This is a genomic window from Shinella sp. 838, from assembly GCF_029623935.1.
GTDB lineage: Bacteria > Pseudomonadota > Alphaproteobacteria > Rhizobiales > Rhizobiaceae > Shinella.
This window is the reverse complement of sequence record NZ_JARSBQ010000011.1, coordinates 218,775-237,795: the sequence shown is the minus strand read 5'-3', so window position 1 is coordinate 237,795 and position 19,021 is coordinate 218,775. Positions and strand designations below refer to the sequence as shown.

Below are 19,021 nucleotides of genomic sequence, written 5' to 3'. Positions count from 1 at the left end.
CTGCAGATCGCGCTCGCTCATCGCAATCAATCCCATCCGCAATCTCCCAGGTCATCAAAACCCGGGGAGAGTGACATTCCAACTTTGCAGGATCAGGACACTTTAACTTTGCGGCTACATAAATAAATCACATAAGATAGATTATGGAACTTACTCCTGTCTGTAAAACCGCCGAACCCTCCAAAAGTCCGGTTTGCGCCTTGACCCTTCACCACCCGTGGCCTTAAGCGAAACGGCAGACGAAACCAACAGCGAAAGCCTGTCCCGATGAGTGAGTTGCGCATTCTCTCCGACGCCCATATCCCGGAACTGCCGAACCGCTACAACGGGAAAGTCCGCGAGAACTACGACCTGCCGGACGGCAGCCGTATCATCATCGCGACGGACCGGCTCAGTGCCTTCGATGTGATCCTTACGGCCATTCCCTTCAAGGGCCAGGTGCTGACGCAGACGGCGCGCTACTGGTTCGAGGAAACCGCCGATATCTGCCCGAACCATGTCATTTCCTATCCGGACCCGAATGTCGTCATCGGCACGCGGCTCGATATCCTGCCCGTCGAGATCGTCGTGCGCGGTTATCTCGCCGGCACGACCAGCACCTCGATCCTGACAAAATACCGCAAGGGCGAGCGCCAGATGTACGGCATCACGCTGCCGGATGGCCTGAGGGACAACGAAAAGCTGCCCGAGCCGATCATCACGCCGACCAGCAAGGCGTTCGACGGCGGCCATGACGAACCGTTGTCCGGCGACGAAATCCTCGCCCAGGGCCTGCTGACGGCAGAACAATGGGAAACCGTGTCGCGCTATGCGCTGGCACTGTTTGCGCGCGGTCAGGCCCGTGCGGCCGAACGCGGGCTGATCCTCGTCGACACCAAGTATGAATTCGGCACGGACAAGGACGGCCGCATCGTGCTTGCCGACGAAATCCACACGCCGGATTCGAGCCGGTACTGGATCGCCGACAGCTACGAGCAGAGTTTTGCGACGGGCGGGCGTCCGGCAAGCTTCGACAAGGATTTCGTGCGCGCCTGGGTCACCGAGCGCTGCGATCCCTACAAGGACCCGATCCCCGAAATCCCGCGCGAGCTCGTCGAGCAGACCTCGAAGGTCTATATTCAAGCTTTCGAGCAGATCACCGGCAAGACTTTTGTGCCCGATCTTTCGGGCGCGACGGTGCTGGAGCGCATCCGCGAGAACCTGAAGCCCTATTTCGCCTGATCGTCCGCAAGCACGATCTCGAAGCTGAGACCATCATACGCCGGTTCGACATGATCCGGCGTTTCTTTTTGTACCGTGTCGTAGTCGAGCGGCACATGCATATGGGTCAGGATGGCGCGCGCCGGCTTCAGCCGTTCAATCCACTCCAAGGCCTGGCTGAGCGACAGATGGCTGGAGTGGAAGCGGTATTGCAGCGCATCGACGATCAGCATGTCTAGGTCTTTGAGGCGCGGGACGGTTTCGCCCGGGAAGTCGCTGATGTCGCTGCAATAGGCGACATCACCGATGCGGAAGCCGAGCGAATGGATGGAGCCGTGCACCTGGAGCAGGGGCTGGAAGGTAATGGCGCCCCCTCGCCCGTCGATCGTCACGGGCCTGTCCATCGGCTCGATCAGGTTCTCCGTCACGATCGGCGGATACATGCTGCCCGGCGGGGTCTTAAGGCAATAGCCGAAGCCTTCGCGGATGCGCTCCATCGTCACCGGATCGGCCCAGATCGGCACCTGCCTGTGGTTCTGCAGCACAAACCCCCTGATGTCGTCGATGCCGTGGATATGGTCGGCATGGGCGTGGGTATAGAGCACCGCATCGATGGTTTCGACGCGCGCGGCGATCATCTGCGCGCGGAAATCCGGCCCTGTATCGATGACCACGGTCGTCGTGCCCTCCGGGCCGATCTGCTCGACGAGGAAGGCGGCGCGGGTACGGCGGTTCTTCGGGTTGGCGGGATCGCAGGCGCCCCAGTCACCGGTGATGCGCGGCACGCCGGGCGACGAGCCGCAGCCGAGAATGGTGAAGCGCCGCGTAAAGGCCAAGGTTACACCCGCGGCATCTTGGAAAAAATGCGGAAGGCGTTTTCGGTGGTGATGCGGGCGATCTCGTCTGCGCTGGCGCCGACGGTTTCCGCCAGCACGGCGGCGGTGTGCGCCACATAGGCCGGTTCGTTGCGTTTTCCGCGGTAAGGTTTTGGCGCAAGGTAGGGCGCGTCGGTCTCGACCAGCATGCGTTCCAGCGGCACGGTTTTGGCGATCTCGCGCAGCTCTTCCGATTTCGGGAAAGTGAGGATACCGGAGAACGAGACGTAGCCGCCCAGCTCCACGCCGATACGGGCGAGCTCCGGCCCGGACGAGAAGCAGTGCAGCAGGAAGGGAAAGGCCCCCTTCCCCGTTTCCTCGCTCAGGATCGCTGCCATGTCCTCATCCGCCGCGCGGCTGTGGATGACCAGCGGTAGCCCGGTCTCCCGCGCGGCGGCGATGTGGTTTCGGAGGCCGATAGCCTGCGCCTCGCGCGGTGCATTGTCGTAAAAATAGTCGAGGCCCGCCTCGCCGATCGCCACGACGCGTGGATGTTTTGACAGTTCAACCAACTCGGAAACCGGAACATCCAGCTCCTCGTCCGCATTGTGCGGGTGGGTGCCGACCGAGCAGAACACCGACGGGTATTTTTCGGCGATCGCCAAAATCGTCGGAAACTTCTTCACCCGTGTCGAGATGGTGATCATCTGCTTTACCCCGGCCGCGTGGGCGCGCGCGACGATGTCGTCGCGCTCCGCCTCGAAATCGGGGAAATCCAGATGGCAATGCGTATCGATCAGCATTTACGCCTCGGGCGCGACATAACGCGGGAAGACCGGGGTCGGCGCGTCCAGCGGCGTGCCGCTGACAAGACGGCCGGCTTCGCCAAGCGCCGCGAAATCGCGCTTTTCGACGGGCGCGGCAACGAGATCGAGCAGCTTGCGGCTGGATTTCGGCATGAAGGGCTGCAAGAGGATCGCGATCTGGCGCACGACTTCCGCCGTCACATAGAGCACGGTGCCCATGCGAACCGGGTCGGTCTTCTTCAGTGCCCACGGCGCTTCGCCGGCAAAATAGCGGTCGGCCTCCGAGACGACGGCGATGATCGCCGCCAGCGCCTTGTGGATCTGCTGCTTGCCCATCTCCTCGCGGGTGATCGCATGCAGTGCATCGACGGAGGCGAGCATGGCGCGGTCGGCGTCCGAGAGCGCACCGCATTCCGGCACCTTGCCGTCGCAGTTCTTGACGATCATCGACAGCGAGCGGCTGGCAAGGTTGCCGATGCCGTTGGCGAGGTCCGAGTTGATGCGGGTCGCGATGCCCTCTTCGCTGTAGCTGCCGTCCTGGCCGAAGGAGACTTCGCGCAGGAAAAAGTAGCGGATCGGGTCGAGGCCGAAATGGTTGACGAGGTTGACCGGATCGACCACGTTGCCGAGCGACTTCGACATCTTCTCGCCCTTATTGAGCAGGAAGCCGTGGGCGAAGACGCGCTCGGGCAGCGGCAGGCCCGCCGACATCAGGAACGCAGGCCAGTAGACGGCGTGGAAGCGGATGATGTCCTTGCCGATGATATGGATGTTCGCCGGCCAGTACTTGGCGCGCGGGCCCTCGGGATCGGTCATGTAGCCGGTCGCGGTGATGTAGTTGGTCAACGCGTCGACCCAGACATACATGACATGGGCAGGATCGCCCGGAACCGGAATGCCCCAGTCGAAGGTGGTGCGCGAGACCGAAAGGTCCTTGAGGCCCGACTTGACGAAGGAGATCACCTCGTTGCGGCGCTCGGCGGGGCCGATGAAATCAGGATTGTCCTCGTAGTGCTTCAGGAGCTTTTCCTGATAGTCGGACAGGCGGAAGAAGTAGCTCTCCTCCTCCACCCATTCGACGGGCGTGCCCTGCGGTCCGTAGCGCACGCCGTCGTCGCGCTTCTCCGTCTCGTTTTCCTGGTAATAGGCTTCGTCACGCACGGAATACCAGCCGGCATAACCGCCCTTGTAGATGTCGCCATTGGCGGCCATGCGGCGCCAGATCTCGGCGCAGGCCTCGTAGTGGCGCTCTTCCGTCGTGCGGATGAAGTCGTCGTTGGACGCATTCAGAAGAACGGCCATATCCTTGAATTCTTTCGAATTCCGGTCAGCGAGTTCACGCGGCGTAATGCCCTCCTTGCGCGCCGTCTGCTGCATCTTCTGGCCGTGCTCGTCCGTGCCGGTCAGGAAGAACACATCGCGCCCATCGAGCCGCTGGTAACGCGCCATGGCGTCCGTCGCGATCAGCTCGTAGGCATGGCCGATATGCGGCTTGCCGTTCGGATAGGAAATGGCGGTCGTGATGTAGAAACGGGACGTGTCGGTCATGAGCGTGCGTTCTGTCTTCGGTTGTGCAATGCCGCAAGGTATTAGACCATGAGGACGGCAAGGGAAACAGCAAGTTTCCGTTGTTGCGCTGCCGTGCTCCAAAAGACGTCAGCTTCGCCGCAACATCGATGATGGCATGCGGCAGCGGTTGATGAAATCCGGCGCGATCAGGAGAACGCTGCCCAGTTTGGTTCGCTGCCGATAGACCAGTTCTCGCCCAAAACTTCCCTCAAAGAACGGGAATTCCCGTTCTTCACCAAACTCCACGGACGAACTGCCGTTCAAAAACGAGCAATCGCCGGACACGCAGCGCAGCGAAAGTCGCTTCGGGAAGCAATGGCGGCCGTAGGGCACTTTAAGCGAAAGCCGAAACCCTTGAGCGTCTTCTGCAAGGAGCGTGCAATCGGTATCGAACGCACACAGGACGGCCCCGATGATCGGATCGCCGTTTTCCTGAACAATCGCCGTCTGGACCGGAAAGGGCATGCCACCCGGAATTTCGGCCGAAAAGGCGTCGGCGGCATGAAAAAACGCCCCGAAGAGAAGGCAGAGAAGCAAAAGTGCCGGCATGACCATTCCGATTCCAAACGGTCATCCAAGACCGCATGAAACCGGGCCATAACTATGGCGTGAAACTAGAGAGAGGCCCGGATGTCGTCGAGCACGGTGATGATCGTCTGCTTGCGATCGAGATTGTAGGCCCCCGCGACGGTGATGCGTTCGCCGAGCTGCGAGGAGAGATGGGCAAGGCGGTCGGCGCGGGAGAGGTCGCCGGAGAGCGCGGCGCTGCGGGCGGCGTCCGTCACGAAATCGGTGACATGCTGGCAGAAGAACGAAAAGACCGTGTCGCTGTCCTTCGCGGAAAGCACGTCGGCGAGCTTGTGCACGTCGCGGCGCGGCGGCTCGGCCGGAGCCTCCACGATGGTGCGGAAGGCCTCCACGATATCGAAGCCGCCGTAGTTGGTGAGTTTGAGCGCTTCGGAAACGCTGCCATGGGCGGCGGACAGCACCTCCCCTGCCCGTGGGCCGGATGGTGATGCACCGAGACTGTCGAGGGCAGCGGCCAGATCGTCCTGCGACAGCGGCGAAAGCGATAGCGGCAGGCAGCGTGAGCGGATGGTCGGCAGGAGTTTTCCGGGGGCGTGGGTCAGCACCAGGAAGAGCGAGCGTTTTGGCGGCTCCTCAAGGATTTTCAGGATGGCGTTGGCGGCGTTGCGGTTGAGATCGTCGGCGGGGTCGATGATGACGATGCGCCAGTTGCCCGTGCCCGATGTCTGCGCGAGGAATTTGCCGGCCTTGCGCACCTCGTCGACCGTGATGAAGGCCTTCACCTTGCCGGTCTTCTCATCGGCCGGGCGGCTGAGATGCAGGAGATTGTGCGACGCGCCGGCAGCGAGCTGCCGGGTGATCGGCGATGCGGGCGACGGATCGGCGATCGTTTCCGGCGCGTCTGCGGGCTCCGGATGGTGAAGGACATGGTTGGCGAAACGGAAGGCGAGCGTCGCCTTGCCGATACCCTCGGGGCCCTCGATCAGGATCGCATGGTGCCCTTTGCCGGAGCGGTAAGAGCGTGCGAGAAACGTCGCCGCCTCGGTGTGGCCGAAGAGTTTCGTCTGCTCGGCGGGATGCACTGCGCCGTCGAGAATGCCGGGCCGATCCTCGCTCACGAGATGTGCTCCGGGTCCCGGTTGCCGCGGGCGCCGATGGGCAAAAGCGGTTCGACGAGGGCAAGCACCTCGGCCGCGATCACGTCCTGGGCCTTTGTCGCATCCACCACGCGGCAGCGCAGCGGTTCGCGCTCTGCGATGTCGAGAAAGGCCTCGCGGCGCTTTTCGTGGGTTTCCAGCTCTTCCTTCTCGAAGCGGTCGGGCGCCTCGCTCCCGCCGGCGCCGCGCTTGCGGGCACGCTCGAGGCCGATGGCGGCAGGCAGGTCGAAGATGATCGTGCAGTCGGGCACGACCCCGTTGATCGCGACGCGCTCCAGCGCTTCGACGAACGGCTGTTCGAGATTGCCGGTAATGCCCTGATAGACGCGGGAGGAATCCATGAAGCGATCGCACAGCACGACCGTGCCGGAGGCAAGCGCCGGGCGGATGATCTCTTCGACATGGTCGCTGCGCGCGGCGGCAAAAAGCACGGCCTCCATGCGGATGCCATAAGGCTCGGCGGCACCCGAAAGGAGAACGTGACGCACCGCCTCCGCGCCCCTGGAGCCACCCGGCTCACGCGTCATCAGTACGGTGAGGCCGCGTGCGCGCAGGGCTTCGGCCAGAAGCCGGATCTGCGTCGACTTTCCGGCGCCCTCGCCGCCCTCGAACGTGACAAACAAACCCGGTGCGGCCGACAAATCCTGTTTCCGTCTTTCTGCGCGATATCCGGCACGGCCGGCATGACTCGGGACACTACTACCCCATGTTTCCGGCCGGCGAAACGCTTTTCGCCCCGTTGGGGCCTGCCACGTCCAGAAGATGTCAAATCCAGAAGAAGAACAGTTCGATCAGCGCATCGAGCGCCCGCGCCCGCAACGTGCCGACGCCGACGGTGCCCGCCGTCTTTACCGGAACCTCGCGCAAGAGCTGCTTGTCGTTCCAGATTTTCAGCGTGCCGACCGCCTGCCCCGGCGTCACCGGCGCGCGCACCGGCCAGGTGTAGACGACGCGCGCGACGAGCCGCTGCGAATTGTCCTTCGGCAGAAAGACGTCCACCTGCTCGCCGGCGACGAGCGGCACGGTCGCGGCATCGCCGCCATAGACGCTGGCATCCGCGATAGGCTCGCCTTCCTTAAAGAGCGTGCGCCGTTCGAAGGAGGACAGCGCCCATTCGATGATACGACGGGATTCCTCGATGCGCGCCTTGTCGTTCTCCATCCCGCCCATGGCAAGCAGGAGATGTTTGCCGTCGCGGTTCACGGCGGCGACGACGGAATAGCCGCCCTCCTCCGAAAAGCCGGTGACGAAGCCCGTCACGCCGATGTTGAGCGCCAACAGCGGATTGCGGTTGCGCTGCTTTATCTTGTTCCACTCGAACTCCGGTTCGAGATAGTAGCGCATGTGCTGCGGGTAGGTGGTTTGCAGATGTCGGGCGAGTATCACCATCTCGCGCATCGTCACTTTGTTGCCAGGGTTCGGCAGGCCGGTGGCGTTGGCAAAGTTTGATTTTACAAGCCCGAGCGCCCTCGCCTCTGCCGTCATCCGTTCGGCAAAGGCCGTTTCCGAACCGGCAAGCCCCTCGGCGAGGATGATGCAGGCGTCGTTGGCGAATTGCACGGTGACGCCACGGACGAGGTCCTCGACGCGCGGGGCGGATTTCAGCGCCGCGAACATCGTGGAGGTGCGCGACGGTGCACCGCCGGTGCGCCAGGCGTATTCGGTAACCGGATAGGTCGTGTCGAGGGTCGCCTCGCCGGCCGAAAGTGCCTTGAAGACGCTTGCCATGGTCATCAGCTTGGCAAGCGAGGCGGCCGGCACCGCGTCATCCTCTGCGCGCGCGAACAGCACCGTGCCGGTCTCCGCCTCGATGAGGTAGACCTGCCTGGCCTTGACGTCGAAACCGGCCTGCGGCGCAGCCGACTGGGCAAACGCTGGGCTCGTAACGGAGAGCAGGAAAATGAGGACGGCGAAAAGGCGGCGATGCATGGCGACTCCGGATGTCGTCACACTCCCACAGCCGCCCGCGATGCGCAAACGGCTTTGGGAACGCGGGCGATCAGCCCGCGTTGTCGGCAAGCGCCGAGAGCGGCGTCAGCCTGCCGTCGATCGTCAGGATGGCATCGAAGGCGCCGGCGGCATCGCGCACGCGCTCGTCCGCATAAGCCGCGGCATAGCTCGGCTCGGCCGAAAGCTGCGGCACGAAGTTCGGCCGCTCGATCGGCATCGGACCGATCTCCGGCAGCATGACGAATTGTTCCATCACCTGGAAGGCGTCCGAGGTCGGTGTCGTCTTGGCGAGCGCCGTCATCGTGCTTTCGGCCGGAACCCTCAGCACGCCCTCGCCCTGGCCGTCGCTCGGCAGCATTCGGTTGTCTGCCGAGGCCACCATGACGCCCGTGGCGATCTGCCCACCCGGATCGACCGCCGGAACACGTGACCCCTTGGTGACGTACGAGGCCATGAGATAGGGCATGTCATTGCCGTCGAGCGGGGCCTTGCCGACATACTGCACCCGCACCTTGGCCGTGCCGGTGCGCTTCATGTCGAGGAGGTCTGCCGTCTTGGAAGAGACGTCAATCACCCGGCCGGCATGGTACGGACCGCGATCGTTGACGCGCACGACGACGGACGTGCCGTTTTCCATGTTCGTGACACGCGCATAGCTCGGCAGCGGGAAGGTCGGATGCGCGGCGGAGAGATGATACTTGTCGTAGACCTCGCCGTTCGCCGTCTTGCGGCCGTGGAAGGCGGAACCATACCAGGAGGCAAGGCCGGTCTTGTTGTAGCCCGGCTCTTCCTTCGGCTGATACCACTTGCCGCGAACCTGATAGGCTTTGCCGACCTGGTAGCGGCCGCCGCCCTTCGGCACGGCCTGCCCTTCCTCAACGACGCGCGGGCTCGCCTTCACGCCATATTCCGACTCGGAGAAATATTCCTTGCTGCGCACCTTTTTCTTGGGTGCGGGCGTGGTCGTCGCACAGGCTGCAAGGCCCGCGCAGATCAGCGGAATAGTCAACAACCGCAAGCTCGTGCCGAACCGGGTCGTCTTGATCGTCGATTTTTTATGTCCCACGCCGCTATTGTCCCCGACGGTGCGCCAGCCAACTGCCTTGCCCCTGCAAGTCGGCCGTCAATGCCACTCAGTAAATAACAGTCCGTTAATCATGCCAATAACATGGCGAAATTGCGAATGGATGGGAACCCCGCAGCAAGCTTCCATGATTCATGGTTTATGCTTGGTTAAATGGGCCGCCCATCCATCATCGTCAGTTTCACGAGGCCTGAACCTGCAGCGCGTCGAAGAGTTGCTCGGGGTCGCGCACGCCATGTCTATAAAGCGTGATGATCGACCGGGCGAGTGACCTTGCGCGGGCTTCGTCGAGGCTCGGGGTGTTTTCCGCCGCCAATCGGGTGAAGACGCCTTGCAGGACGACGAGGTCCTGCGGCTCGAATATGCCGATATGCGTGGGGTCTCGAAGCACGTCCATGGCTGCCTCCCCTGTTCCGCATCCAGCCGGCATTGATTGCTGTCGGGTGCGACCAGGAATCTAGGAGCAGAATGCGTCAGCAACAAGTCGGGAAATCTTGCAGCCCTCGGCCCCGAAGCGGTACAGGGCGGATCGGTTGCCAGCGCCCGATCTCAACCAAAAATTAACCCTGTTCGCAGAGGCTCCGCATAGGGTCGAGATGGCGCAGGTAGCCGATTCCGGCCGGATCATCGAAAGCGGAAGAGATGACAGCGGCAGCGACCGGCAATGACGAACACGCCCCCCTCATCTCCCATCGTCTTCTGACGCGACTGACGATCGGCGTTGCCGTGCTGGCGGGTCTGACGGTGGCGATCAGCATTGCCGGGCGCGTTCTCGGCGAGCGTATCGCGCTGGCCGGTCACACCGAGAATGCCGAGCCTGTCGACGTCGTGATCGGTCAGGACCATATCCGCCTCCCCGCCAACACGATCCGCTTCGAGGAGCAGCGCCAGACGGGTCGCACCGAACGCGTCGATCTCTACCTCACCTGGCCGGAAATGCGGGGTTATTCCAACGCGGACCGCGGCCGGTTCAACGATGCCAACCGCCCTGAAGGCCTGGTCTTCCTCAATCTTTCGCAGAGCACCATGTCGAAGGACATGTCCGGCCGAATGGGGCCGATCTACAGCCACCTCTTCGGCGACACGTTCGAGCCAGGCCCCGCCGGCCTCGTCCTGCGGCGCCTGAAGGAAAATTCCGGTTATGGCGACGAGGTGTTCTTCACGGGCCGCCTGCCCGACGGCTCCGACTATGCGGTGCGCTGCATGATGCCGGCCGACGAAGCACAGTCGACCAGCGCCGATTGCCAACGCGATATCCACATCGGCCAGGATCTTTCCGTGCTTTACCGTTTTTCGAGCAGACTTTTGCCGCAGTGGCAGGCCATGGAAGTCCGCATTCGGGACTATCTCGGCCGGTCGCTCATCCGCAACGGCCGCCCATCCTCCTCCACCGGCCTTGGCCGATAAAACCGCACCAATCTCAGAAACCAATGATTCATCATAAACCGATTGGTAACGCTATCCCGCTACTGTGCCAGAAATGGTCGATCCGGGAGGTCACGCCCGGGCAACATGTGCAATCCGAGAATGAAGAGTAACGTAGTGTCCCGTTCCGTATTCCTCGATTTCCTCCCCCGCTCCTGCCAGGCAATTGCCACTGCGGCGAAAGGTTTGGTGATGATCGGAATGGTCGCCACCGTCGCCGTCGCCACCCCGGCCGAAGCCAATCCGAAATATTCCGGCATTGTCATCGACGCCAAGACGGGCAAGGTGCTCTACAGCGAGGATGCCGATGCGCTGCGTTATCCCGCATCGCTCACCAAGATGATGACGCTGTACCTCACCTTCGAGGCGCTGGAGGCCGGAAAGATCCGCCTCAACACCCGCGTCCCCTTCTCGAAGAACGCTGCAAGCGAGCCGCCGACAAAACTCGGCGTCGGCGTCGGCAATTCGATCACCGTAGAGCAGGCGATGCTCGGCCTCATCACCCGCTCGGCGAACGACGCCTCCACGGCGCTGGCCGAATTCCTCGGCGGCTCCGAAGAGCGCTTCGCCCGCATGATGACGCAGAAGGCCCGGGCGCTCGGCATGACGCGTACCGTCTATCGCAACGCCAACGGCCTTCCCAACACGGCGCAGGTAACCACCGCCCGCGACCAGGCCCGCCTCGGCATCGCGCTGCGCCAGCATTTCCCGCAGTATTACGACTATTTCTCGGTGGGCAGCTTCCGCTTCGGCAAGCAGACCATTCGCGGCCACAACCGGCTGCTTGGCACCGTGCGCGGCGTCGATGGCATCAAGACCGGCTATACCCGCGCGTCCGGTTATAATCTCGTTACTTCGGCCGTTGCAGACGGACGCAGCGTCGTCGGCGTGGTCATCGGCGGCCGATCCGGCGCTGCCCGCGACCAGCAGATGCGCAAGCTCATCGCTACCTACATGCCGAAGGCCTCGCGCCGCGGCGGCGGCGACCTGATCGCCGAAACGAAGGATGCGCCGACGCTGACCGCCGAAGTCGCTAGCAAGGCCACCACCGCATCGACCGCATCGGTGTCCGCCGGCCTCGACCTGCCGGAAAACGGCCCGGTACCGACCTACCGCTACAACGAAGCCCGAATCGAGACGGCCTATGCCGCGACGTCGACCTCGGAAGTCGTCGGCAAACGCGCGCTGGCCGCAACGCTGAAGATCCAGCGCGATGCAGCCGTGCCGCCGGCAGACCTGACGGAACAGGGCGATACCGGCGGTTCGCTCGACGAACTCACCACCTCCTCCACGGTTGCCGCCGTCGCTTCCGATGCCGCGCCCTCGGGGTGGGTCATCCAGATCGGCGCAACGCCCGACAAGGGCCAGGCGCAGGACCTGCTTTCGAAGGCGAAGAACCAGGGTGGCAAGGCGCTTTCCAGCGCGCAGCCCTTCACCGTTGCCGTCAACAGCGGTAGCCAGCAGCTTTACCGCGCCCGCTTCGGCGGCTTCGACAACCAGAACGGCGCTGCTGCGGCTTGCAAGGCGCTGAAGCGCAAGGGTTTCGCCTGCTGGGCCAGCCAGCAGTAAGGACGACCGGGGCCGCCAGCGGTTCGGCGCGCCCCTCTACTACCGCCTTGCCCCCGCAACGTCACCGGACAGGTAGTGCGTCCCGGGACTGCGGAGCAAGGCAGGCGGAATGCCGTGAAAGCGGCTCTGCCATCCTCGATTGGGTAATGCGTACGAGGCAGATTATGGCGATGAACGAGAACCTGTTCGATGTCCCCCCCGCAGCCGGCGCGGAAAAACGCCGCTCGCTGAAAGGCACGCTCCACCCGCTGCACGAGGCAGCGATGCGGATCGCGGATATCGGGCTCGGCCGTTCGCGCAACAGGACGAAGGATCTCGTCGGCATGCTGCTCGCCCATGGTGCCAGAGCCTGGCGTTCGGGCCAGCCGGCCGCCGGGATCCATCTCCATGTCGGCGTCAGCGAACGCCGCCACCCGGTGCGCCTGCGCCTGCGCTGACCGCCGCTTGAACCGGCCGACGAGGGCCTTGCAAAGCGGCCCCACATTTGCTGTGCAGGAACGATGCCGGCAATCCCACTCCCCTTCATCATCGCACTCCTGCTTGCCATCCTTCTCGTGAAGCTGGTGCTGCTGCATGAAACCGCGCTTCGGCCCGCCATCGGCTTCGTTGCTGCCTGCGTCGTCGTTGCGTTGGCAGTCGGTGTCCGGTGGTCCTTCGACGCGCCGTTTGCACGGTTCCTCCAACCCGTCGTTGCCGCAGCGCTGCCGCCCATCGCCTGGTTCTGCTTCACGGCAGGTCGGGCGGCGCGCAGCAAGGCCCGCTGGCTGCACGGGCTGCCCGTCGCCCTCGTCCTTTTTGCGTCCGCCGGCTGGCAGGTCTGGCGTTCCCCGATCGATCTGCTGCTCGCGCTTCTCTATATCGGCTACGGGGTCGCCCTGCTGCGCCTCGCCGGGGCCGGACCGGACGGTTTTGCCGCGGTGCGGCTGAGCGATGCGAACCGAGCCCGCAAGGCGGCCGGCATGGCGGGCGGCGTGCTCATCGTCTCGGCGTTCGTCGATCTCCTCATCGCCGTCGATTTCGGCTTCTACAGCGGCAATCATGCGGCCCGGATCGTGGCTGCGGGCAACCTTCTTCTCCTGTCCGCCGTTGCCTACGCCGTCGCGACCGTCGGACGGAGCCTGCCGGTCGATGCCGGAGAGGAAACGGCCCCCGAGCCGCTGCGTGTACCGAGGGAAGACGACGGTCGGATTCTGGCAGCGATCGACCGCTTGATGCGGGAGCGTAAACTCTTCCGCGACCCGGACCTCACTTTGAACCGGATCGCGCGACGCGCAGGTCTTCCGGCGCGACATATTTCAGGCGCCGTCAATCGTTTGGTAAGCCGCAACGTCTCGCAACTCGTCAACGGCTACCGCATCGAGGAGGCCAAGCGCCTGCTGACGGAGACCGATTTGCCGGTCACCACCATCATGTTTGAGGCCGGTTTCCAGACCAAGTCGAACTTTAACCGGGAATTCCTGAGGGCTACCGGCCAAAACCCGAGCGACTATCGCCGATCCCCTATCGAAAACTGACGCCCAGGAAGGTGATGATGCGATCGGCGACCTCGCGGTGGATCGCCGCCCGTCCCCGGGGGCCGCCGTCCTTGCAGACGATGCCGTCTCCGGGCGTTTCCGCCTCGATCCTCTCGGCCGCGCCCGGCTTGCAGATCTGCAGGAAGCTGAAATGCATGGCATCCGGGATGACGGTGTAGACACTGCCCTTTGCCGGAAGCCCTTTTGCCAGATAACCGGATTCCCGTTCGGCCGGCATGTCGCCGATATCGATGCCGGCCGCGATCACCAGTGCGGGCAGGCGAAGCGCGGCGAGGCTTTCGGGAGAAAAGCCGCGTGCCAGACCAAGATCGAGCGAGACGAAAGCGCCAATGCGCGGGTCGCCAAGATCATCCTCAAGTCGCCGACGACCATCGCCTCTGCCGTCCAGTCCGAGCTCCGTCGTCAGACTACAGGCCCGCGGGCTCGCATTCATCTTGCAATCCGCGATAAACCGCTGCGTATCGAAACGCGCGCCGGCGAGGGCCGCGGCCGTCCAGCCGCCGAGCGAATGGCCGACGACGGCAATGCGTTTCGCGTCGATGTGAGCGGCCAAGCCATTGTCGGCCCGCAACGCGTCGATGAGGCGGCTGAGATCGCGCGGCCGTTCCCAGAGCTTTGCCGCCTCTGCTGGATCCCGGTCGAAAGTCGTGGTGCCGGGGTGGTCGGGCGCGGCGACGATGTAGCCCCGCGCGGCGAGTTCGCCGGCGAGCCAGCTCAGATTGCGCCAGCTTCCGCCATAGCCGTGGGACAGCACGACGAGCGGGTGCATCCCCTCACCCACCCGGGCACCACGGATTGCCGCAATGCCCTGAAAGGTCAGATTTTCCGCGACGGTTTCCATCGGTCCGGTATCGGGCGTCGGATACCAGACGACAGCGAAGAGCGCGCGAGACTCAGAGGATCCGGCGATCCTCAGATCGCGGACGCCGATCCCGTCGGCACGACTGGATGTCGCGACGGCAAGGAAAAGCGCGGTGGCAAGAAGGAGTATTTTCAGCATGGAGGCCTCGTTGGTTGAACGAGGCTCGGGATGTGGCAAGCAGCGCAGGAAAGAGACCTGAAACGCGATTGAGGACGCCGGATTTCAGAGCAGGCCGAGTTCGGCGAGTTCGCGGCGCAGATCCAGCGGCAGGTCGGCCGTACCGTCGCCCATGTTCTTCAGGTCGCGCGGCGCGTCGTCATCCGCAAGATAGCGCCAGCCCTGGAAGGCGCGGCGCGGCTGCAGTTCGGTCTCGATGACCTCGGGGCCCAGCACCAGCTCGCAACGCGAAATGCCGTCGGTATCCGTGAAGGTCTTGATATCGAGCAGCCGCTGGCGCGCCTGCACCTGGCCCTTGATCACCCAGTAGAGCGAACCGCCCTCGAGCAGGTCCTGATCGCGCTTGGGCACCATGCGGGTGATGTGGCTCGAATGCGGTTCCATGCCCGCGGCGATCGCGATCAGCGAGCGTTCGGACACCCATTCGCGCAGGTCCTCGATCGAGTCCGCGCCGACACAGAGTTTGATGAGATGCAGGGCCATGCCCCTTTGAACGCTCTTGCGGCGGCCCGGTCAAGGGGCCGCCGTGTCGCACTCCACAGCGTTCGCCGCGAAAGCCTCAGCACTCCACCACGTTGACGGCGAGGCCGCCTGTGGAGGTTTCCTTGTATTTCTCGTTCATGTCGACGCCCGTCTGGCGCATCGTCTCGATGCAGGCGTCGAGCGGAACGAAATGCGTGCCGTCGCCCTTGATGGCAAGCGAGGCGGCCGTCACCGCCTTCACCGCGCCGAGCGCGTTGCGCTCGATGCAGGGCACCTGGACGAGGCCGGCAATGGGATCGCAGGTCATGCCGAGGTGGTGTTCCAGCGCGATTTCCGCGGCATTCTCCACCTGTGCCGGCGAACCGCCCATCACGGCGGCAAGGCCCGCGGCGGCCATGGCGGAGGCGGACCCCACCTCGCCCTGGCAGCCGACTTCGGCGCCCGAGATGGAGGCGTTGTGCTTGATGATGCCACCGACGGCCGCCGCCGTCAGCAGATAGTCGCGAATGCCGTCCTGGTCGGCATCCTCATGGAAATGCAGGTAGTAGCGGATCGTCGCGGGCACGACGCCGGCCGCGCCGTTGGTCGGCGAGGTGACAACACGGCCGCCTGCCGCATTCTCCTCGTTGACCGCCATGGCATAGACGGACAGCCAGTCATTGGCGAGCAGCGGGTTCGCCTTGTTGGAGCGCCACTCCTCCTGCAGCTTGTCGTGGATCGAGCGGGCGCGGCGGCGCACCTTCAGGCCGCCGGGCATGATGCCCTCATTCTTGAGGCCACGGTCGATGCAGCTCTTCATCGCGCCCCAGATGCGGTCGAGGCCGGCATCCAGCTCCACGCGCGACATGCTCGCTTCCTCGTTGGCGCGCTTCATCTGCGCGATCGTCATGCCGGAGCGTTCGGCCATTTCCAGCATCTGCTTTGCCGAGGCGAAGGGGAACGGCACCTTCTTGTCGCCCGCCTTCGCCTTGCTGGTGCGCATCTGTTCCAGTTCCGTATCGGTGACGACGAAGCCGCCGCCGACGGAATAGTAGATGCGTTTCAGCAGCAGCCGGTCGTCGCGGTCATAGGCCGAGAAGGTCATGCCGTTGGCATGGCCGGGCAGCGGGTTCTTCTTGTCGAAGATCAGGTCATCCTTCGGCCGGAAGGCATAACCGGGATGGCCCGGCGGCGTGATGCGGCCGGTGCGCTCCACCTCGCCGACGATATCGTCCATGCGGTCCGGATCGACCGAATCGGGCCGCTCGCCCATCAGGCCGAGGATGACGGCGCGGTCGGAGCCGTGGCCGACGCCTGTATAGGCAAGCGAACCGTGCAGGCTCATGCGGATCGTCGCGACCTGCGCGCCCGATGGCCGCGGCCAGTCGGCGGAGAGGATCAGGTCGAGAAAGCGGTTCGCCGCCGACATCGGTCCCATCGTGTGGGAGCTCGACGGCCCAATCCCGATCTTGAAAACATCGAATACCGAAAGAAACATGTCCCGAACTTCTCCCTTGCCTCGGCAGGCGCGCTGATCCCTGAAGCTACGCCATCATGCGGCGCACTTAAGGCGATCTCCCGACATCGGGTTTTACCTGCGCGACATGTCCCTTCCAACAGGCCTTGAAACAAAAACAGCGTGCTTCGTGGAGAAGCACGCTGTTCATGTAAGGGTGACAGGCCGGTGTTTTCAGATGCCGCCGAAAAGATAGGCGATGACCAGAACTGCGCCAAAACCGAGGACTGCACGGGCGGTGACGCCCCAGCAGGATTTCTGAACGGTACTTTCCATGATTTCCCCGATTGGAAGATGTCGTTGCAATGGCCGAGACGACCCTGCATGACGCCCTGTTTAATGAAGAATTCATGAAACCGCAATCGCGAAAAATGGCGAAACCAAGGCGCTGTTCTCATAGGAGCCCCGCGTCAGACGCATGACATGTCGCAAAATCAGACGGTTGGAGGGTGGGACGGCGACAGGGGCTCGCCGCCTTTTTGCCCAAGATCTGAACAGCCCCGTGCAGCCACCTTTCCGGCGCTTGCAAAATGCGGAATCCATGGCACAACGCTTGGCCATGAGCACACCGGATTTCATCGCCCTCGCCCTCTTCCTGCTGCTGTGGACGGGATATTCCTGGATCACGGAACGGGCGAAACTCTTCGACCGCGTCAGCCTCACGCGGGCGATGAGCTCGCAGCGCGCCGTGTGGATCCGCAACGCGATGCACCGCGACCTGCGCATGATCGACACCCAGATCATGGCCGGCCTGCAGAACGGCACGGCCTTCTTCGCTTCAACCTCGATCCTGGCGCTCGGCGGCTGTTTCGCGCTGCTCGGCGCCACGGAGCAGGTCTTTGCCATTTTCAGCGACCTGCCGGTGGTCTTCCAGGGCAGCCGTGCCGGGTTCGAGCTCAAGGTCGGCGGCCTTGCCGGCATCTTCGGCTATGCCTTCTTCAAGTTCGGCTGGTCCTACCGTCTTTTCAACTACTGCACGATCCTGCTCGGCGCGATCCCGATGAGCGGCGACATCCACAAGGACCCGGCCGGCGCCGACCTTGCCGCCGACAAGGTCATCCGCATGAACATCCTTGCGGCAAAACACTTCAATATGGGGCTTCGCGCCATCTTCCTGTCGATCGGCTATCTCGGCTGGTTTGTCAGCCCTTACCTCTTCATCGCGACGACGGTCAGCATCATCGTCGTGCTTGTGCGCCGGCAATTCTATTCGCAGGCGCGCCTCGCCGTTCTCGAACGCCTCGACTGACATCCCTTCCGACGGCCACCTTTCGGCCATCCGCCCGGCGCAAGCTTGGCGTGACACTCTCCCATGGACCAAAGCAATGCGGCGACCCCGAACCATGACGACGACGGTGATTGACGGCAATGTGGCAGGAGAAGGTGCAGCACCGCGCCGCCTTCCGCGTATCCCGCTGATCGACCAGCTGCGCGCGCTCGCGCTGATCGCGATGGCGATCTACCACTTCACCTGGGACCTCGGTTTTTTCGGCTACATCGAACCGGACACGGCAACGACCGGCGGCTGGAAGATTTTCGCGCGAGTGATCGCCGGCTCCTTCCTGTTTCTCACCGGCTTCAGCCTTGTGCTCGGTCATATCAATGGTTTTCGCGCAAGGCCGTTCGTCATCCGCCTCGGCAAGATCGGACTGGCGGCAGCCGCGATTACCATCGCAACCTGGTTCGCCTTCCCGGAAACATTCATCTTCTTCGGCATCCTGCATGCCATTGCCGCGGCGAGCGTCATCGGCCTTCTCTTCCTGCGCCTGCCGATCGTCGTGACGCTGCTTGCCGCCGCCGCCGCCATTGTGGCGCCGCTTTATCTGCGCGCCCCGCTCTTCGATCATCCGGCCCTCTGGTGGGTCGGGCTTTCGGTCGATGTCCCGCGCTCGAACGACTATGTGCCGCTGCTCCCCTGGCTCGCGCCGGTGTTGCTCGGCATCGTGCTCGGCAAGCTCTTCATCGCAAGCCCTCTTCCCGAGCGGCTGGCGGGTTTTGGAGGTCAGACGAAAGTCTGGTGGAAAAGCCTCTTGGAAAAAGCCGGCCGCCACAGTCTCGCCATCTACCTTATCCATCAGCCCGTGCTGATCGCACTGGTCTACGGCTTTTCCCTCGTGGTTCCCGCGCCTGCAGCCGATCCGGTCGTTGGCTATACGAAGAGCTGCATGCGCGCCTGCGAAAGCGAGCGCGGCGACGGGTTCTGCCAGAGTTTCTGCGGCTGCACGCTGGACCGGCTGACGGAGGAGAACCTGTTCACCGACCTTGTGCGCGGTGCGATCGATGTCACGAAGGACGAGCGCGTTGCCGCGATCTCGTCGCAATGCACGGCCGATGCGGAAACGAAGACCGACCTGAAGGAGTAGGAT

The 19,021-nt window shown here is 63.6% G+C and carries 19 protein-coding genes; 7 read left to right on the top strand and 12 right to left on the bottom strand.

Annotated elements, in window-relative coordinates:
• Positions 1-276 precede the first annotated feature (276 nt).
• Positions 277-1,221, top strand: coding sequence for a phosphoribosylaminoimidazolesuccinocarboxamide synthase (locus tag P9A16_RS26755; RefSeq protein WP_081870686.1), 945 nt, complete (start codon positions 277-279; stop codon positions 1,219-1,221).
• Here P9A16_RS26755 and P9A16_RS26750 read toward each other — a convergent pair.
• From P9A16_RS26750 to P9A16_RS26710, 9 genes are all read right to left on the bottom strand, one after another.
• A complete protein-coding gene (locus tag P9A16_RS26750; protein WP_023513642.1) occupies positions 1,209-2,036 on the bottom strand; it encodes an MBL fold metallo-hydrolase in 828 nt (275 codons plus the stop codon). The two genes, P9A16_RS26755 and P9A16_RS26750, sit on opposite strands and share 13 nt — an antisense overlap.
• 2 nt (positions 2,037-2,038) lie before the next feature.
• Complete coding sequence (locus tag P9A16_RS26745; RefSeq protein ID WP_023513641.1) at positions 2,039-2,818, bottom strand: TatD family hydrolase; 780 nt, start codon at positions 2,816-2,818, stop codon at positions 2,039-2,041.
• A complete protein-coding gene (gene metG / locus P9A16_RS26740) occupies positions 2,819-4,369 on the bottom strand; it encodes a methionine--tRNA ligase (protein WP_023513640.1) in 1,551 nt (516 codons plus the stop codon).
• Between the two features lie 108 nt (positions 4,370-4,477).
• Complete coding sequence (locus tag P9A16_RS26735) at positions 4,478-4,939, bottom strand: hypothetical protein (RefSeq protein ID WP_156032048.1); 462 nt, start codon at positions 4,937-4,939, stop codon at positions 4,478-4,480.
• Between the two features lie 65 nt (positions 4,940-5,004).
• On the bottom strand, positions 5,005-6,036 hold the full coding sequence (locus P9A16_RS26730) for a DNA polymerase III subunit delta' (RefSeq protein ID WP_023513638.1): 1,032 nt from the start codon (positions 6,034-6,036) through the stop codon (positions 5,005-5,007).
• Positions 6,033-6,716 carry a dTMP kinase gene (tmk, locus tag P9A16_RS26725; RefSeq protein ID WP_023513637.1) on the bottom strand — a complete coding sequence of 228 codons (684 nt, stop codon included), beginning with the start codon at positions 6,714-6,716 and terminating at the stop codon, positions 6,033-6,035. The genes P9A16_RS26730 and tmk overlap by 4 nt, the downstream gene beginning before the upstream one ends.
• A gap of 124 nt (positions 6,717-6,840) precedes the next feature.
• Positions 6,841-8,004 (bottom strand): D-alanyl-D-alanine carboxypeptidase family protein, encoded by a 1,164-nt coding sequence (locus P9A16_RS26720; protein ID WP_023513636.1) that lies wholly within the window; start codon positions 8,002-8,004, stop codon positions 6,841-6,843.
• A 70-nt stretch (positions 8,005-8,074) separates the two neighbouring features.
• Entirely contained in the window at positions 8,075-9,091 is a 1,017-nt protein-coding gene (locus tag P9A16_RS26715; RefSeq protein ID WP_023513635.1) for a septal ring lytic transglycosylase RlpA family protein, read from the bottom strand.
• Between the two features lie 199 nt (positions 9,092-9,290).
• Complete coding sequence (locus tag P9A16_RS26710) at positions 9,291-9,506, bottom strand: hypothetical protein (RefSeq protein WP_023513634.1); 216 nt, start codon at positions 9,504-9,506, stop codon at positions 9,291-9,293.
• Between the two features lie 245 nt (positions 9,507-9,751).
• On the opposite strand from P9A16_RS26710, the gene P9A16_RS26705 reads away from it, so the two are divergent.
• From P9A16_RS26705 to P9A16_RS26690, 4 genes are all read left to right on the top strand, one after another.
• A complete protein-coding gene (locus P9A16_RS26705; protein ID WP_023513633.1) occupies positions 9,752-10,516 on the top strand; it encodes a hypothetical protein in 765 nt (254 codons plus the stop codon).
• A gap of 210 nt (positions 10,517-10,726) precedes the next feature.
• Positions 10,727-12,103 (top strand): D-alanyl-D-alanine carboxypeptidase, encoded by a 1,377-nt coding sequence (locus tag P9A16_RS26700; protein ID WP_023512289.1) that lies wholly within the window; start codon positions 10,727-10,729, stop codon positions 12,101-12,103.
• Between the two features lie 164 nt (positions 12,104-12,267).
• Positions 12,268-12,540, top strand: coding sequence for a hypothetical protein (locus P9A16_RS26695; protein ID WP_023512288.1), 273 nt, complete (start codon positions 12,268-12,270; stop codon positions 12,538-12,540).
• 117 nt (positions 12,541-12,657) lie between these two features.
• Positions 12,658-13,617, top strand: a complete 960-nt coding sequence (locus tag P9A16_RS26690; RefSeq protein WP_278026039.1) for a helix-turn-helix domain-containing protein — start codon at positions 12,658-12,660, stop codon at positions 13,615-13,617.
• Here the strand turns inward: P9A16_RS26690 and P9A16_RS26685 are convergent.
• From P9A16_RS26685 to P9A16_RS26675, 3 genes are all read right to left on the bottom strand, one after another.
• Positions 13,604-14,638, bottom strand: a complete 1,035-nt coding sequence (locus P9A16_RS26685; RefSeq protein ID WP_023512286.1) for an alpha/beta hydrolase family protein — start codon at positions 14,636-14,638, stop codon at positions 13,604-13,606. The two genes, P9A16_RS26690 and P9A16_RS26685, sit on opposite strands and share 14 nt — an antisense overlap.
• Positions 14,639-14,722: 84 nt before the next feature.
• Positions 14,723-15,160 carry a DUF1489 family protein gene (locus tag P9A16_RS26680; protein WP_023512285.1) on the bottom strand — a complete coding sequence of 146 codons (438 nt, stop codon included), beginning with the start codon at positions 15,158-15,160 and terminating at the stop codon, positions 14,723-14,725.
• Positions 15,161-15,236: 76 nt separating this feature from the next.
• Positions 15,237-16,637, bottom strand: a complete 1,401-nt coding sequence (locus P9A16_RS26675) for an L-serine ammonia-lyase (protein WP_024271056.1) — start codon at positions 16,635-16,637, stop codon at positions 15,237-15,239.
• A 577-nt stretch (positions 16,638-17,214) separates the two neighbouring features.
• On the opposite strand from P9A16_RS26675, the gene P9A16_RS26670 reads away from it, so the two are divergent.
• Both P9A16_RS26670 and P9A16_RS26665 read left to right on the top strand, forming a co-directional pair.
• Complete coding sequence (locus P9A16_RS26670) at positions 17,215-17,904, top strand: DUF599 domain-containing protein (RefSeq protein WP_023514259.1); 690 nt, start codon at positions 17,215-17,217, stop codon at positions 17,902-17,904.
• 76 nt (positions 17,905-17,980) lie between these two features.
• A complete protein-coding gene (locus tag P9A16_RS26665) occupies positions 17,981-19,018 on the top strand; it encodes a DUF1624 domain-containing protein (protein WP_024271055.1) in 1,038 nt (345 codons plus the stop codon).
• The last annotated feature ends 3 nt before the right edge of the window (positions 19,019-19,021 follow it).

Excerpts from the sequence above, each read along its gene's own strand:
- P9A16_RS26665 (WP_024271055.1), top strand. The coding sequence starts at position 17,981 with ATGCGGCGACCCCGAACCATGACGACGACGGTGATTGACGGCAATGTG.
- P9A16_RS26695 (WP_023512288.1), top strand. The coding sequence starts at position 12,268 with ATGGCGATGAACGAGAACCTGTTCGATGTCCCCCCCGCAGCCGGCGCG.
- P9A16_RS26720 (WP_023513636.1), bottom strand. The coding sequence starts at position 8,004 with ATGCATCGCCGCCTTTTCGCCGTCCTCATTTTCCTGCTCTCCGTTACG.
- P9A16_RS26735 (WP_156032048.1), bottom strand. The coding sequence starts at position 4,939 with ATGCCGGCACTTTTGCTTCTCTGCCTTCTCTTCGGGGCGTTTTTTCAT.
- P9A16_RS26705 (WP_023513633.1), top strand. The coding sequence starts at position 9,752 with ATGACAGCGGCAGCGACCGGCAATGACGAACACGCCCCCCTCATCTCC.
- P9A16_RS26675 (WP_024271056.1), bottom strand. The coding sequence starts at position 16,637 with ATGTTTCTTTCGGTATTCGATGTTTTCAAGATCGGGATTGGGCCGTCG.
- P9A16_RS26670 (WP_023514259.1), top strand. The coding sequence starts at position 17,215 with ATGAGCACACCGGATTTCATCGCCCTCGCCCTCTTCCTGCTGCTGTGG.
- P9A16_RS26700 (WP_023512289.1), top strand. The coding sequence starts at position 10,727 with ATGATCGGAATGGTCGCCACCGTCGCCGTCGCCACCCCGGCCGAAGCC.
- P9A16_RS26680 (WP_023512285.1), bottom strand. The coding sequence starts at position 15,160 with ATGGCCCTGCATCTCATCAAACTCTGTGTCGGCGCGGACTCGATCGAG.
- metG (WP_023513640.1), bottom strand. The coding sequence starts at position 4,369 with ATGACCGACACGTCCCGTTTCTACATCACGACCGCCATTTCCTATCCG.
- P9A16_RS26710 (WP_023513634.1), bottom strand. The coding sequence starts at position 9,506 with ATGGACGTGCTTCGAGACCCCACGCATATCGGCATATTCGAGCCGCAG.
- P9A16_RS26745 (WP_023513641.1), bottom strand. The coding sequence starts at position 2,818 with ATGCTGATCGATACGCATTGCCATCTGGATTTCCCCGATTTCGAGGCG.
- P9A16_RS26685 (WP_023512286.1), bottom strand. The coding sequence starts at position 14,638 with ATGCTGAAAATACTCCTTCTTGCCACCGCGCTTTTCCTTGCCGTCGCG.